Here is a 14,279-nt window from a genome sequence, read left to right on the forward strand (position 1 = left end):
TCCATCGCTACACCCGTTTTCTCTGCCGTTCTTTGTCCCCGCGCAACGAAGACAGCCATCGGGCGGGCTAAACGGGACCTTTCGAAGATCCGCGCGGGCGCAGTGTCCCGCGCCAACCGGGAGAGCCCTGATGGCAACCGCCACCTTCCGACGCGGACAGGAAACACGCGCAAACATCGGCGGGTGGTGGTTCGCGGTCGCATTTCGTCCGCTTTTCGCCGCCGCTTCGCTGTTTGCCGCAGCAGCCATTCCTCTTTGGATCTGGATCTACCTGACCGGCATTGCGACCATCGCCGGCATGCCGGCCGCCATATGGCACGCTCACGAGATGGTTTTTGGCTTTGTTCCTCCGATCATGGCCGGCTACCTGCTTGCAGCCACGCCCAACTGGTCCGGCAAGCTGCCGACCCAGGGACTGCCTCTTGCGGGGCTTGTGCTGCTCTGGGCGCTTGGCCGGCTGGTTCCGCTCGCAAGCCCGCTTGTTCCAGCCATTGTTGCCGAGAGCCTGTTTCCCCTCGCGGTTGCCGCGGTGCTCTGGCGCGAAGCGCGCCATCGCCGGCCCGGGCAATCCCGCCACGGACTGGCGTTGTTTCCCGTCATTGCGGCGGCGGCGGCGGCGCACCGCGTGTTCGCGTTCGATCCCGAGGTCGCAGCACTTTTCGCCAGGGGCGGTGTGGCGGTCGCGATGCTGCTGATCTCTGCCGTCGGCGGTCGGCTGGTGCCGAGCCTGACACGCAACAGCCTTGCGGGACGCTGCGCAGACCGTGTGCCCGTGCCCTACGGCCGGTTCGACGTGATCGTCCTGCTGATCGCAAGCCAAGCGCTCGCGGTGTGGGTCGCCTCGCCGCTCAGCCCCGCCTCGGCGGCCACCATGACCATCGCCGGCCTGCTCCAGGCCCTGCGCCTCGCGCGTTGGCGGGGGTGGCTGCTTCGCAGGGCCGATATTCTGGCGCTGCACGCCGGCTATGCCTGGCTTGTGGCCGGCACCCTGCTTGCCGGAGCCGCGGCCGAGCCGCTGTCGCTCGCGCCGCCGGACGCGGCACTCCATGCCATGACGGCAGGAGCCATCGGCTGCATGACGCTCGCGGTGATGTCCCGCCTTGCCGTGCACCGGGGTCCTGGCGGCAAGGCCAGCGGGCGACTTGCCGCCATTGCTCTCGTCGCGGTCAATCTGGGTGCAACGCTACGTGTCGCGGCGCCGCTGCTCCCCGAGCACATGCCGGTTCTGCTGATCGCCGGGGCAACCGTGTGGAGCGTTGCCTTCCTCCTCTTTGCGCTCGCACTCGCGCGCGGCCGAAGGCAATGACCCAAGCGCCACAGAGCGAGGTGACTGAGCAAGAAGACCTATGCCGCGTATCCGCCCGGAAGCGGCGTCACGGAACGGCAGCGACGAGCAGGAAGCTGCCGAAGATTACCAGATGCACAGCCCCCTGGACGATCGTCGTGCGACCGCTTGCAAGCGTCAGCGTGCCGATGAAGAGCGTCAGCGCCAGAAACAGGACGTGCTCCGTATCGAGGCCCAGCGTCAGGTTCTTGTGCGTTACAAGCGACGCGATGGCGATCGCCGGGATCGACAGGCCGATGCTGGCCAACGCGGATCCGGTGGAAACGTTGAGGCTGGTCTGCAGCCGGTTGTCCGCGGCGGCTCGCAGAGCCGTGAGCGCCTCGGGCAACAGCACGATGGCGGCGATGATGACGCCGACAAAGGCATCGGCGAAACCGATGCTTGCAACTCCATGCTCAATACCCGGCGCCAGCGCTTCCGCCAGCAGAATGACGGCGACGAGCGCGATCACCAACAACACCCCGCTCAGGACCGCCTGCCTTTTGGTCGGCATATGCGTACCTTCGAGTATCTCGTCGTCCATATCGACGAAATCGGCACGGTGGCGCACGGTCTGGGCGAACAGGAAGGTGGCATAGAGGATCGCCGAAACGACAGCCACGAAGATGAGCTGTACCGGCGAGTAGAACGGCCCGGCGACCGCCGTCGTGTAATTCGGCAGCGCAAGAGCGAGCACCGCAAGCGCGCCGAGCACGCTGAAGGCGGCAATCGCGCCGTGGCTTCGGAAGAGCTGCTCCTTGTGCCGGATGCCGCCAATGAGCAGGCTGAGACCGATGATGCCGTTGAGGACAAGCATCAGCGTCGCGAAGACGGTGTCGCGAGCAATTGTCGTATCTCCCTCGGAGGGCGCCATCATCATCGAAATGATCAGCGAGACCTCGATCACCGTCACCGCGGTGGCAAGCACGATGGAACCGAAAGGCTGTCCGAACCGCGCCGAGACAATCTCGGCATAATGCACCGCCCCGAAGACGGAGATGATCAGCAGCGGAACGGCAGGAACGATGAAGAATACGCTCTCCTCTGCGACGAGGTGCAACTGCTCGACAGCGACCAGCACGAAGGCAAGAGCAAGGCTTGCCAGTCCTTTCCAGGTGGCGACCGGATGCCCTGGCGCGCCCGCCACCGCCTTGGTCGTGCCGCTGCTTTCGCCAGTCATGGAGCCCCTTCCTGAATCCGCGCGCCGTTACGGCCCTTAAAGAGCGAGCTTTAGCCATGCGGCATGACGAAACTGTAAAGGTCTGCCTGCCCGCTGGTCTTTCGCGGCGAAAGCCCGTCCTCAGGGCAAGGGCGCGGATGAGGGCGCAAGGCGTCCGGCGCGCAATTCCGCGACGAGGATGCCAAGCGCGACCAAAGCGAGCGGATAGGCAATCGCGAGCCCCTGTGCCAGCACGAGAGCAAGGGCCAGCAGGCCGACGCCGACGGCCAGCATCCTTTCCAGGAGATTGCGTCCGACCCGGAACAGCGCCATCGCAGCGACGCCGTAAAGGATCAGGAAGTTCTGGCCCGAAAGCGCCAGCATCCAGTCGAGCCGGAAGAGCCCCGCGCCGCTGGCGCCGATCACCGCGGCAAGCGCCAGCGCGGTCGTCATGACCGCCACCCAGGGCGAGCCGCCCCGCGTCCGGGCGAAGACCTCCGGCAGAACGCCCTCGCGGCTAAGGGAAAAGACAAGGCGCGAGACCGCCCATATCGCTCCGGCGAGATTGGCCAGGATGATCGTGCCCGCGAGAAGCGCCACCGCGGTCTCTCCGGCCGCGCCCAGGCTTGCCCGAGCGATGGTGGCAAAGGCCGTCTCGTAGCGCCCACCGAGGTCCAGCCGCTGCGCGAGGTAGGCAATGGCGAGATAGAGCGCCACTGTCACGGCGTAGGAGGCGAGCATCGCCAGTGGAAAATCCCGCCGAGGATTGCGGAATTCCTCGGCCGTGTTCGCCGCGATCTCCCAGCCAGTGAAGGCGAAGAACAGCATCATGAAGGGCGCTGCGGCGCGCGAAAGGCTGATTTCCTCCGGGATCAGGGGACCGACGCCGCCCTGCGCGCCGCCATCCGCCGCTGCCCCGGCGAAGGCAAGACCGGCGATGGCCAGACCGACCACTGCCAGCGTGATCGTCACCGCCATCACGGAGTTGACCCGCGAGACCGCTTCGCTGGGGGCGAGATGCAGGAGCGTTGCGCAGGCGAGAAGCATCAGGCCCGTCGCATAGGGCGGCAGGCCTGTGAGCGCCGCCAGATAATGCCCGCCCGTTAACGCAATGGACGGCAAGCCGAACAGGACGGCACCCAACAGCAGGAAGGAGGCGGCGACATAGCCGCGCCGGCCGAAGCCCACATCGGCATAATGGGCGATGCCACCGGCGTTCGGATAGCGCCGGCCGAGGAGGATAAAGGCGCCCAGCAAGGGCAGCGAGGCCAGCGCGCAGAGCACCCAACCCAGGAACGCATGGTCACCCGCCTGCCGCACGGCCAGGCCCGGCAGCGCGAGAAGTCCCGCGCCGATGACGATGTTCATCATCAAGGCGATGCCCCGGGGAACTGTCAGGGGATGGCGAAGTCCGGACATTCCTGCCTCATTCTCGCATTGCGTGCGGGCCGCGAGCGTCTGAACGGGCGCGCGCAGTCCCCTTCGCGAACAATCCGCGCGGCGCAACGGCCTTTCCCGGTCGCTCGGGCTGTATTGCCGAACTTGCGGGAACGGCCGCCGCTTGCCAGACATGAAGCGCCCAGACCCCATCGGACAGCGGACTTCCGCTGCGGCGAACCCGGTCGCGTCTCCCTCTCGCGTCCTCAACGCAATCGCAAAAGCCCTGCTCTCTGGATAGTCAGACAAACCGAAAGGCGATATCTTGCGATTTGACAAATAGCTATCGAAATGCGAAAAAATTCGCGTATCGGTTGCATATCGGGAAGCAACATGACCGGATCCAACGGAAATGCCCGTGCGGACATCGTACTGTCCCCCCTCGACAGGAAACTGCTTCATCTGCTTGAGGAAGATGCCCGCCGGTCCTACACCGAGCTTGCCGGGCTGCTTGATGTGTCGCGCATGACCGTCAAGAACCGCATTGATCGCCTGCTGGAGAAGGGCGTCATCGAGACGTTCACCATCAAGCTCGCAGATGCGGTCGCCGGGCGCACCGCCGGAGGCTCCGAGGGTGAGACTGCGTTCTTCCACCTGAAGTTGAAACGCCCGTTTTGCAAGACGGTCTATGACACCGTTCGCTCCTGGCCGGAGATTATCGGCGCCTGGTCGATTGCAGGCGAAACCGACATGACATTGCTCGTCCGCTGCGCTCCCGACGGCACGCTGGAGGAGGTTCGCGACCGGCTGGCCAGGCATCCGGAAGTGCAATCGCTGTCGACGGCGATGATCCTGCGCCAATGGCGACACCGCACAACGCCCGCGGCAAGCGGAATGGCAAGTGTCGTGGCCGAGGACGAAGAAGCGGATCGCACGATCCACGCAATGCCGGAGGGCGTAATGTGAAGACAGAAACGAAAGCGAATTCCTTCGTCCTCATCTCCACCGAGATCAATCGCTGCATCTTCGAAGGGGATGTCGACCAGGCGCTCAGCCTGATCGGTGACTACATGCAGCAGAACGGCATGAAGGCCTCGCTTGAGGTGGTCGCGGCAATTCCCACCGACGCCGTGCCGCGCGTCACGCGCCACTCCGTCCAGTAGCAAGGGGCCCCGACGACCCGGTGCCTGCCCTCAGAGCAATGCACGGGTGCCATGAGCTGCCGTCTGGCAGTCTAGATCGATCAGCGTGACGATGCGGTTGCCGCGCAGGTCGTTGGCGCAGACGATAAATCCCTGCTCTTCCATATGGGTGAGAAGCCAGCGCGCACGCCCGGGCGACCGCGTTCCATAGGCTGTCGCGATGTCCTGGTCCGATGGGCAGGGCTCCCCCTTCAACGCCGAGCGCGCAAGCAGAAGGTAGACGCCGCGCATCTCCTCAGGCAGGCTTGCCGCGACCGTCTCCGCGTTGGCCCACACCTCGGGATCGAGATCGGTCGCCTCAACGCCGGCCCGAGCCAGCGCCACCCGCTGGCGGAAAGCCGCCAGATCCGGCGGCCTGCCCGGCAGCCGGGCAATCCGGCAGCGGACCTGAAAATCCTGGTAGAGCGCCGCGACCGGCTGGAAGGCCGCTTCGGGATCGCCGAGAAGTTCCGCGATGATCGCATCGACCGCCTGGTCGAGCGCAGCATCATCCCTCGGCGCAGCCGTTTCAAGCGCCTCGCGCGCCGTGGCCTGCCGGGTCAGCCGCTCAAGCACCTCGGATGCGGGGACGGTCTCCTGAACGGGCGGCCGCTCGGCCTCCGTCCGCTCGACATGGGACGCCGGCTGGAAGAGCAGGTCCTGCAGTTCCTCCGGCCGCCCCTGCGGAAGCGGTGTCAGCTTCGGCCCACCTCCCCGGCCGACGGTCTCGACCACGCCGATGCGGACCTGCGTTGGCCGGCGCGATACCGCCGGACCGAGGGCGACGAAATGACCCCGGTCGAGATTGCGGAAGGCTTCCGCCTGACGCTTCTCCATGCCGAGAAGGTCTGCAGCGCGCGCCATGTCGATGTCGAGAAACGTCCGCCCCATGAGGAAGTTGGAGGCTTCGGCGGCAACGTTCTTGGCCAGCTTCGCCAGCCGCTGGGTGGCGATGACGCCGGCCAACCCGCGCTTGCGGCCACGACACATGAGGTTGGTCATGGCCCCGAGCGAGACGCGGCGGGCGTCCTCACCCGTGTCGCCGGAAGCTGCGGGTGCGAAGAGCTGCGCCTCGTCCACGACCACGAGTACCGGGTACCAATGGTCGCGGTCCGCCTCGAAAAGAGCGTTGAGGAACACCGCCGCCGCCTTCATCTGGCGGTCGGGGTCGAGACCCTCGAGATTGAGCACGACAGACACTCGATGCGCACGAACGCGCGCCGCGATGACCGCAAGGTCGCGCTCGCTCGCCGCCGCGTCGACGACCACATGGCCGAAGCGGTCGGACAAGGTGACGAAGTCCCCTTCCGGATCGACGATCACCTGCTGCACCCAGGCCGCGCTCTGCTCAAGCAACCGCCGCAGCAGGTGGGACTTGCCAGAACCGGAATTGCCCTGGACGAGCAGTCGGGTCGCGAGCAGTTCCTCGAGATCGAAGCAGCACGGGCCGGACATTCCCGCACCCATAAGCTCTCCCATGTCGATCGTGACTGTCATTCGCTCGGCTGATCTCGTGCTTGGATGGCGGTGGTGGCCTCTGAGTGCCACAAAGCGGGGCGCAGCGAAACCGCGTCCTCGCGGGGCAAGGAGGCCGCACACGTTTTCCCCTTTTGAGGCGGCGGATGCAAGTCCGCAGGCAACTGCCACACCGCTTTGGCAGTAGGACGCGGAGAGGGTGCCCCATCGACAAATTACCCTTACGTCACAAACCTTTAATCGCTTTGTTAGCCTGTCGTTTACGCGTCTACCGATAAGCCGGAGGCACAGCGCAATTATGGAAGATGCCGAAATGACCACCTCCCCCGCCGAAAACCCCTCCTCTTCCTCGTTCGAGGCCCTTTCCAGGGAGATTGAGCATTTTCTCGGTATCGAGGGGCGGAACACGGCGGAAAGCAAGGCGGTCTGGCAGAAGGTGCGCCCGGCTCTCCCGCAGATTCTCGACGCCTTCTACGGCGCGATCACCAAAAACGAGGAGCTTCGCGAGAAGCTCGGCGATGTCAGCAAGGCCGTTCCGCGCCTGAAGTCCGCGCAGGTCGACCATTGGGACCACATCTTCACCAATAAGCTGGGCCGCAGCACGGCGGACCGCTCGAAGCTGGTGGGTGAGGCGCATGTGCGCATCGGCCTCGAGCCGAAATGGTATCTTGCCGCGTACGGACGGCTTCTCGTCGATGCGATTCCCGCGCTCGCCGGCGCCTACCCGCTTCAGCCTGGCCGGCTTGCCGCCGCGCTCCAGGTTCTGATCGGACGCATCTTCGTCGACATGATCGTGTCCTACGACGCCTATGAGACCGGCGTTCTGCAGCAGCAGGCCGAGGAAAACCGGCAGGAAAACCAGCTCACCGCACTGCGCAGCCTCGCTGGCACGGTCTCCGATATCAACGATGTTGCGATCGGCATGGCGTCCTTCTCTCGCAACACCAAGCGCGCCCGCGAGAGTGGCCAGGCGATCTCGGCCGCGGCGACGGAACTCGTCACCTCCGTCGAACAGATCGCCGCCAACAGCGACAGCGCCGCGCACCAGGCCGACGCTACCAACGAGGCGGTGGCCCACGGCCTGAGCGCAATGGACGACGTTTCGCAGTGCATGAGCGACATTGCCGCGACAGCCAAGGAAAGCGCGAACAACCTCGCCGACCTGCAGCAGGCCTCCGAGCAGATCGGGGAATTCCTGTCTGTGATCGAGAGCATCGCCAGCCAGACGAACCTGCTGGCGCTGAACGCGACCATCGAGGCAGCGCGCGCGGGCGAGGCCGGCCGGGGCTTCGCCGTTGTCGCCAGTGAAGTCAAGACGCTGGCGTCGCAGACAGCACGGGCGACCGAGGACATCACCCAGCGCATCGGCGCGCTGCGAGCAGGCATGACGACCACGCAGCAAGCCATCGCCAGCTCGAGCGAGGCGGTGACGCGCGGCCAGAAGACGATCGAGGGCGCCAACGAACGCATGCATACGATCAGCTCGCAGATCGGCGAAGTGTCCGAGCGCATGAAGGAAATCTCCCAGATCCTGCAGCAGCAGAAGCACTCCAGCCAGGAGATCGCCGAGAGCATCAATGGCGTCGCCGATCTCGCGGCGGAGAACGACCGGCAACTCGTCGAGATGAGCACGACGCTGCAGCAGAGCAACGACCGCTTCGCCCAGGATGCGCAGAAGTGGTTCAACGACAGCTCGAACAGGTCCATGTGCGAGATGGCGAAAATCGATCACGTGCTGTTCAAGAAGCGCGTGATCGACACGGTCATCGGACGCGACGACTGGTCGGCCGGCGACGTGCCCGATCATCACGCCTGCCGATTCGGCAAGTGGTATGCTTCCATCGACAGCGAAGCGGTGCGTCGCCACCCCGCTTACAAGGCGATCCAGGATCCGCACCAGCGCGTGCACCTGGCGGCAAAGGCCGCTCTTGAGTCTCATGCCGCCGGCAACGCGCAAGAAACCGCCGCGCATCTCCACGACCTCGACAAGGCAAGCCGCGACGTGCTGACCGCGCTGGCAGCCCTTTCGCAGATGTTCGCAGCCGGCGGTGTCGCGGACGACCGGCGCAAGCCGTCGTCGTCTCACGCGCACGGCAGGGGTTGCGCCCATGCGACCACCGCACCTGTCCGGGCAGCCGCAGGCTGAGAACCCCGTGTCAGGCGCGCAAGAGGCTCGTCGCTTTTGCGACTTGCGCTTTGTCTTCACATTCGAAATCATCAATCTGTTTTCAGAGGCCGACAGAATTGGCCCGTTCGGGAGGATGATTTCATGAAGACGACCCGCATGCCCGCACCCACGCGGCACAACGCTTGCCTGTTTGCCCTTGGGCTGGGGCTCTGGCTCGGGGCCGGATTTGCCCCGGCCTCCGCCGAGGATGCACTGCAGATCACGCCGGACGTCACGTCGGTGACGATCGAGACCGAGGACGGGCCGGTCGACATCACCCGCACGCGCAACGACATGCAGCTCATCGGCGGTGTGCTGCAGCCGCTCATTCCGGTGCCAGGCGTGCATCCCGCCGGCGAGCTGGAGGTTCTCGCAGCGCTGGGCGACGAAAACGCCCGGGTCGTCGACATGCGCACGACGGAATGGCGCGTGAAGGCCACCATTCCGGGTTCGATCCACATTCCCTACACCGAGGTCGCGATGCGCCTCGATGAGCTCGGCTGCTCGGGTGAACAGGGCAAGTGGGACTGTTCCGGGGCGCTGGAGGTCTTCGCCTTCTGCAACGGCCCCGCCTGCCCGCAGAGCCCCACCGCCATCAAGGCGATGGTTCGCGAGGGCTTTCCGCCCGAGAAGATCCACTATTATCGCGGCGGCATGCAGGACTGGATTGTCCTCGGCCTGACCACCGTCGAGAACATGTTCTAGGGCGATTTTGTTTCGCCAATGCGAAAAAGGGCGAGGTGCCCAAAGCCCCCGCCCCTTTTCTCAGGTCCGCCTTTGTCTCTGCACCGCTCAGGCGGCGGAGAACGTCTCCTTGAAGCGATCCCGCAGCACGTTCTTCTGGATCTTGCCCATCGTGTTGCGCGGCAGTTCGTCGACCACATAGACCTTCTTGGGCTGCTTGAATTTGGCGAGCCTGTCGGCCAGCGGTGCAACGATCAGGTCCGGATCGAGATTCGCGCCCTTGTGGGGCGCGACGACGGCAACGACCGCTTCGCCGAAGTCGGCATGGGGCACACCGATCACCGCGCTTTCCGCCACGCCCTCGATCTCGTCGATCACCGCCTCGACCTCGGCCGGATAGACATTGAAACCACCGGTGATGATCAGGTCCTTCGACCGCCCGACGATGGAGACATAACCGCGCTCATCGACGCGGCCCATGTCGCCGGTGATGAAGAAGCCGTCGACCCGGAACTCGGATGCGGTCTTCTCCGGCATCTGCCAGTAGCCCTGGAAGACATTGGGGCCCTTCACCTCGATGCCCCCGACCTCGCCCTGCGCCAGCACCTTGCCCGTCTCCGGATCGGCGATGCGCAGCTCGACGCCCGGCAGCGGGAACCCGACGGTTCCCGGCCGCCGGTCGCCCCGGTAGGGGTTCGAGGTGTTCATATTGGTTTCGGTCATGCCGTAGCGCTCGAGAATGGCGTGTCCCGTGCGTGCGCTGAAAGCCTTGTGAACCTCTGCCGAAAGCGGTGCCGAGCCGGAGACGAACAGACGCATGTGCGCAGCCAGCTCGCGGGTGAACGCGTCGCTGCCGAGCAGGCGGGCATAGAAGGTTGGCACCCCCATCAGCGCCGTTGCGCGCGGCATCAGCCGCAGGATCTCGGCAAGATCGAATTTCGCAAGAAACAGCAGCGAGCCGCCGGCAAGCAGCGTCACATTGGTGGCGACGAAAAGACCGTGCGTGTGGAAGATCGGAAGCGCGTGCAGGAGCACGTCGTCGGATGTGAACTCCCACTCCTTCACCAGAACCCGCGCGTTGGAGGCAAGGTTCTCGTGAGACAGCATTGCGCCCTTGGAGCGCCCCGTCGTGCCGGAAGTGTAGAGAATCGCGGCCAGGTCGTTCGCTCCGCGCGCGACATCCTCGAAGGTCTCGGAGGCCGCGTCGGCGGCATCTCGCAGCGAGCCCTTGCCATCGGCACCAAGCGTTTCGAGACGCGCTTCGCTCTGTTCGGCAATGGGGCCGATGGCATCGGCGCGCGCCGGATCGCAGACAACCAGCGCCGGCTTGGCGTCGCCGACGAAATACGCCACTTCCGCCGGCGTGTAGGCGGTGTTGAGCGGCAGGAAGACGCCACCGGCACGCACCGTGCCGAGATAGAGCATCAGGGCCTCGGGCGTCTTTTCCACCTGCACCGCGACCCGGTCGCCAGGCTTGACGCCCATGGCAACCAGCGCATTGGCGAAGGCGGAGGAGCGCGCGATCAGCCCGTCATAGGTGAGACGCGTGCCGTCCGGGGTCTCCAGGAACAGCGCGTCGCCATCACGGATGGCGGAGCGGATCTGAGAAAAAAGGTGGTTCTGCTGTGTCATGCAACCGGGTCCGGTGTCTGTTTTCTTGGTTCTGGCACGGCCTTCAGGAGGCGGGACACGCCGCTGGAGGCGGCAACGTGACCAGTCGCCGCGAAGGCTTCGTGGTTCCTTTCGATCTCACCGAGATCGTAAAGATAGTTGACCATCACGCCGAAGGACTGGCGGCGGCCGTTGGCGGAGGGATCGGCATCCCAGTTGACGCGCTCGAGACGCGCGCCATTGCCGAGGTGGAACCTGGCGACGGGATCGAGCGGTCGATTGCCCCGTCCCTTTTCGCGCACGAGATAGTGGGCGGCCAACGCACGCAGCGGCTCACGCAGTTCCTCGGCCTGCGTCTCATCGGCGAGCAGGCCGGCGATGGCCGCGTCCGCGTCGGGCGCCGACAGAGCCTCGCGGAAGGAGGCCGGCAACGCCTTCACCGCCACCCCTTCCCCGTCCGTGACCGCAGAGGATAGCCATGTCCTGAAGCCCGGCATCGGCGACAAGGTGATGAAGGTCTTCAGGTTAGGCAGGTCGCGGCGCAGTTCCTCAACCACCTGCTTGATCAGGAAATTGCCGAAGGAAATGCCGCGCAGCCCCTCCTGGCAGTTGGAGATCGAGTAGAAGACCGCTGTTGTCGCTTCATGCGCCGGCAACTCAGGCCGCGTCTCGGCAAGGATCGGCGGGATCGCCTCTGGAATCGCCCGCAGCAGCGCCACTTCGACAAAGATCAGCGGATCGTCGACGAGCGCGGGATGGAAGAATGCGTAGAGCCGGCGGTCGGCGAGCGCGATGCGCCGGCGCAGGTCATCCCAGCCGTGAATCTCGTGCACCGCCTCGTAGCGGATAATCCGCTCAAGAATCGCGGCCGGAGTCGACCAGTCGATCCGCTGCATGACGAGAAAGCCACGGTTGAACCAGGACGAGAACAGATGCTCGAAATCCTTGTCGACATCGCGCAGCTCCGGCATCTCGCGCGTCATCGCGAGCAAGTCCTTGCGCATCCGCACCAGCGCCGTGGTGCCGCCGGGTGAGAGGTTGAGACGCCGGATCAGTTCCTGCCGGCGCGGCTCGGAAGCTGCGTGAAGCTGGCGCAGAAGCGCATCATCGCCCGGGGTCTCGAGCACCGCGCGCGCGGCTTCGGCGACACGCTGCTCGTCGACGCCGAACCGCGCGTGAAGCTCGCCGAAGAATATCTTGCGCTCCTCGGGGACGAGCGTCGCGTAGCTCGTCAGCACATCGCGGGCCAGCGCGACGCCGGAGGCCTCGCCACGCCCGGAGATGAGCGCCTCGCACAGGTCGCCAAGCCCGTGGCCACTTGGCGTGCGCTCACGCCTGAGATCGAGAAGCTGGCGCCCCTGCTCCGCGATCGAGGACAGGAGGTCATTGAAGAAACTGCCACTGCTCATTGGCCGGGTCCCATCAGAAGATTCGGGAGCCAGAGCGCGATCTCGGGCACGAGGCAGAGAAGAAGGATCCCGACCACCATGCAGCCCACATAGGGCATCGAGCCGCGCAGGACTTCCCCGAGGGTGATATTCGGAGCGATCCCGTTGATCACATACAGGTTTAGCCCCACCGGCGGCGTGATCAAGCCGATTTCCATGTTGATCGTCAGGATAACCGCGAACCAATAGGGGTCGAACCCAGCCTGAATGATGATCGGCAGCAGGATCGGCGCCGTCATCAGGATCACCGCCACCGGCGGAAGGAAGAACCCCGCAAAGAGCAGGAAGGCGTTGATGATCGCCATCAGCACCCAGCGGTTGACGTCGAGGGCTGCGATCCATCCGGCGATGGTCTGAGTGATGAACAGCGACGACAGCGCGAAGGAGAAGAGTTCGGAAGCGCCGATAATCATCATGATCATCACGCTTTCCTTCAGCGTGTCGCGAAAGAGACCGGCATAGAGCGAGGGACGGAACAGACGGTAGATCACCGCGACGAAGACGAGACACAGCAACGCCCCGACGCCGGCCGCCTCCGATGGCGTCGCGAGCCCGCCGTAGAGTACGTAGAGGATCGCCACGATGATGGCCAGGAATGGCAGCACTCGCGGCAGCACCTCGAAGCGCTCTCGGAAGGAGAAGCGCCGGCCGAGCATATCGAGGCCGACGCCGCGACGGTGACAGTCGTAGATCGTCCAGACCATGAACAGCACGGTCAGCATGAAGCCCGGCAGCAGCCCGGCCAGGAACAGCCGGCCGATGGATGTCTCCGTGGCGATACCGTAGACGATCATCGTCAGGGAGGGCGGAATCAGGATGCCGAGCGTGCCGCCGGCGGCGATGGACCCGGCGGCGATCTCGTTGGGATAGCCGCGCTTGGTCATCTCCGGGATGCCCATCTTGCCGATGGCGGCGCAGGTGGCCGGCGACGACCCGGAAAGCGCTGCAAAGATCGAGCATGCCCCCAGATTGGAGAGCACCAAGCCACCCGGAATCCGATTGAGCCAGCGATCGAGCGCCTCGTAGAGATCCTTGCCTGCCGGCGACGAGGCAACCGCTGCACCCATCAGGATGAACATCGGGATCGAGACGAGGCTGAAGGAGGCAAGCCCGCCGAAGAAGGTTTCGCCGAGTATGCTGAGACTGCCCCAGCCGTCGGCGAGGATGAGCACGGCGATGGAAACGAAGCCGAGCGCGAAAGCGATGGGTACGCCCATGGCGAGAAAGACAAGCAGCGCGGCGAGAACCAGCGCGCCCCAGAGCATCGGGGTCATTCGACGCCTCCGTAGATCTTGATGATCTCGGCGAGGTACTGAAGCACCAGCACGCCGATACCCAGCGGCAACGGGAAAAGCGGGATCCACAGCGGAATGCGCGCGACTGAATCCGTGGTCCAGTCATAGACCCACGCCTCGTGCAGGTAGAGCCAGCCCGACCAGGCCAGAAGCGCGCAGAAGGCGACGCCCACAAGACCTGACACCGTCTGCATCAGCCGCCTGAGACCCGGAGAAGCCTGAAGCTGGAGCAGGTCGACATTCACGTGCCCCTTGTGCAGAAGCACATAGGGCGAGCCGAGGAAGGTCGCCGCGACCAGCGAGTAGATCACATATTCGGTCTGCCAGACCGTCGACCCGTTCAGGAAGTAACGAACAATCACCATGTGGGTCACGACCAGGGCAGCCGACCCGGTGAGGCACATCGCGACAAGGCCAAGCAGGCGCGAGATCGCCGAAATGAGAGAAACATACGCTGCTGTCATCGAAATCTGCTTCCAGCTCGTTCGCGCGCCGGCGGATTCAAGGCGCGCCGCAGGGAAGCCGCCGGTCGGCGACGGGACGCGCTCCGGACGGAG

12 protein-coding genes are annotated in these 14,279 nt (G+C 65.0%); 5 read left to right on the forward strand and 7 right to left on the reverse strand.

Going from position 1 to position 14,279, the window contains the following annotated elements:
* Positions 1 to 130 precede the first annotated feature (130 nt).
* Positions 131 to 1,306, forward strand: a complete 1,176-nt coding sequence (locus tag ACN0WF_RS15975) for an NnrS family protein (RefSeq protein ID WP_417773772.1) — start codon at positions 131 to 133, stop codon at positions 1,304 to 1,306.
* A gap of 67 nt (positions 1,307 to 1,373) precedes the next feature.
* Here the strand turns inward: ACN0WF_RS15975 and ACN0WF_RS15980 are convergent, their stop codons facing one another.
* Both ACN0WF_RS15980 and ACN0WF_RS15985 read right to left on the reverse strand, forming a co-directional pair.
* Entirely contained in the window at positions 1,374 to 2,504 is a 1,131-nt protein-coding gene (locus ACN0WF_RS15980; protein ID WP_417773773.1) for a calcium:proton antiporter, read from the reverse strand.
* A gap of 120 nt (positions 2,505 to 2,624) precedes the next feature.
* Positions 2,625 to 3,902, reverse strand: coding sequence for an APC family permease (locus ACN0WF_RS15985; RefSeq protein ID WP_417773774.1), 1,278 nt, complete (start codon positions 3,900 to 3,902; stop codon positions 2,625 to 2,627).
* A 351-nt stretch (positions 3,903 to 4,253) separates the two neighbouring features.
* Here ACN0WF_RS15985 and ACN0WF_RS15990 point away from each other — a divergent pair, with 351 nt between their 5' ends.
* Positions 4,254 to 4,826: an Lrp/AsnC family transcriptional regulator gene (locus tag ACN0WF_RS15990; RefSeq protein ID WP_417773775.1), complete on the forward strand. Its 573-nt coding sequence runs from the start codon at positions 4,254 to 4,256 to the stop codon at positions 4,824 to 4,826.
* Complete coding sequence (locus ACN0WF_RS15995) at positions 4,823 to 5,023, forward strand: hypothetical protein (RefSeq protein WP_417773776.1); 201 nt, start codon at positions 4,823 to 4,825, stop codon at positions 5,021 to 5,023. The genes ACN0WF_RS15990 and ACN0WF_RS15995 overlap by 4 nt, the downstream gene beginning before the upstream one ends.
* Before the next feature lie 30 nt (positions 5,024 to 5,053).
* Here the strand turns inward: ACN0WF_RS15995 and ACN0WF_RS16000 are convergent, their stop codons facing one another.
* A complete protein-coding gene (locus ACN0WF_RS16000; protein ID WP_417773777.1) occupies positions 5,054 to 6,538 on the reverse strand; it encodes a helicase HerA domain-containing protein in 1,485 nt (494 codons plus the stop codon).
* Between the two features lie 292 nt (positions 6,539 to 6,830).
* Between ACN0WF_RS16000 and ACN0WF_RS16005 the strand changes: the two genes are divergently transcribed.
* Positions 6,831 to 8,663 carry a methyl-accepting chemotaxis protein gene (locus tag ACN0WF_RS16005; protein ID WP_417773778.1) on the forward strand — a complete coding sequence of 611 codons (1,833 nt, stop codon included), beginning with the start codon at positions 6,831 to 6,833 and terminating at the stop codon, positions 8,661 to 8,663.
* A gap of 123 nt (positions 8,664 to 8,786) precedes the next feature.
* The gene (locus ACN0WF_RS16010) at positions 8,787 to 9,389 is read left to right on the forward strand and encodes a rhodanese-like domain-containing protein (RefSeq protein ID WP_417773779.1); all 603 of its coding nucleotides are present in this window, start codon (positions 8,787 to 8,789) and stop codon (positions 9,387 to 9,389) included.
* Positions 9,390 to 9,476: 87 nt separating this feature from the next.
* Here the strand turns inward: ACN0WF_RS16010 and ACN0WF_RS16015 are convergent, their stop codons facing one another.
* The 4 genes from ACN0WF_RS16015 to ACN0WF_RS16030 are packed head-to-tail and all read right to left on the reverse strand — an operon-like array spanning position 9,477 to position 14,186.
* Positions 9,477 to 11,000 carry a malonate--CoA ligase gene (locus tag ACN0WF_RS16015; RefSeq protein WP_417773780.1) on the reverse strand — a complete coding sequence of 508 codons (1,524 nt, stop codon included), beginning with the start codon at positions 10,998 to 11,000 and terminating at the stop codon, positions 9,477 to 9,479.
* On the reverse strand, positions 10,997 to 12,388 hold the full coding sequence (locus tag ACN0WF_RS16020; protein WP_417773781.1) for a malonyl-CoA decarboxylase: 1,392 nt from the start codon (positions 12,386 to 12,388) through the stop codon (positions 10,997 to 10,999). Before ACN0WF_RS16020 ends, ACN0WF_RS16015 begins: the two co-directional genes overlap by 4 nt.
* Positions 12,385 to 13,701 (reverse strand): TRAP transporter large permease, encoded by a 1,317-nt coding sequence (locus ACN0WF_RS16025; RefSeq protein ID WP_417773782.1) that lies wholly within the window; start codon positions 13,699 to 13,701, stop codon positions 12,385 to 12,387. The genes ACN0WF_RS16020 and ACN0WF_RS16025 overlap by 4 nt, the downstream gene beginning before the upstream one ends.
* Positions 13,698 to 14,186 carry a TRAP transporter small permease subunit gene (locus ACN0WF_RS16030; RefSeq protein ID WP_417773783.1) on the reverse strand — a complete coding sequence of 163 codons (489 nt, stop codon included), beginning with the start codon at positions 14,184 to 14,186 and terminating at the stop codon, positions 13,698 to 13,700. The genes ACN0WF_RS16025 and ACN0WF_RS16030 overlap by 4 nt, the downstream gene beginning before the upstream one ends.
* Positions 14,187 to 14,279 lie beyond the last annotated feature (93 nt).

The organism is Stappia sp. (assembly GCF_048268045.1).
In the GTDB taxonomy this organism is placed as follows: Bacteria; Pseudomonadota; Alphaproteobacteria; order Rhizobiales; family Stappiaceae; genus Stappia.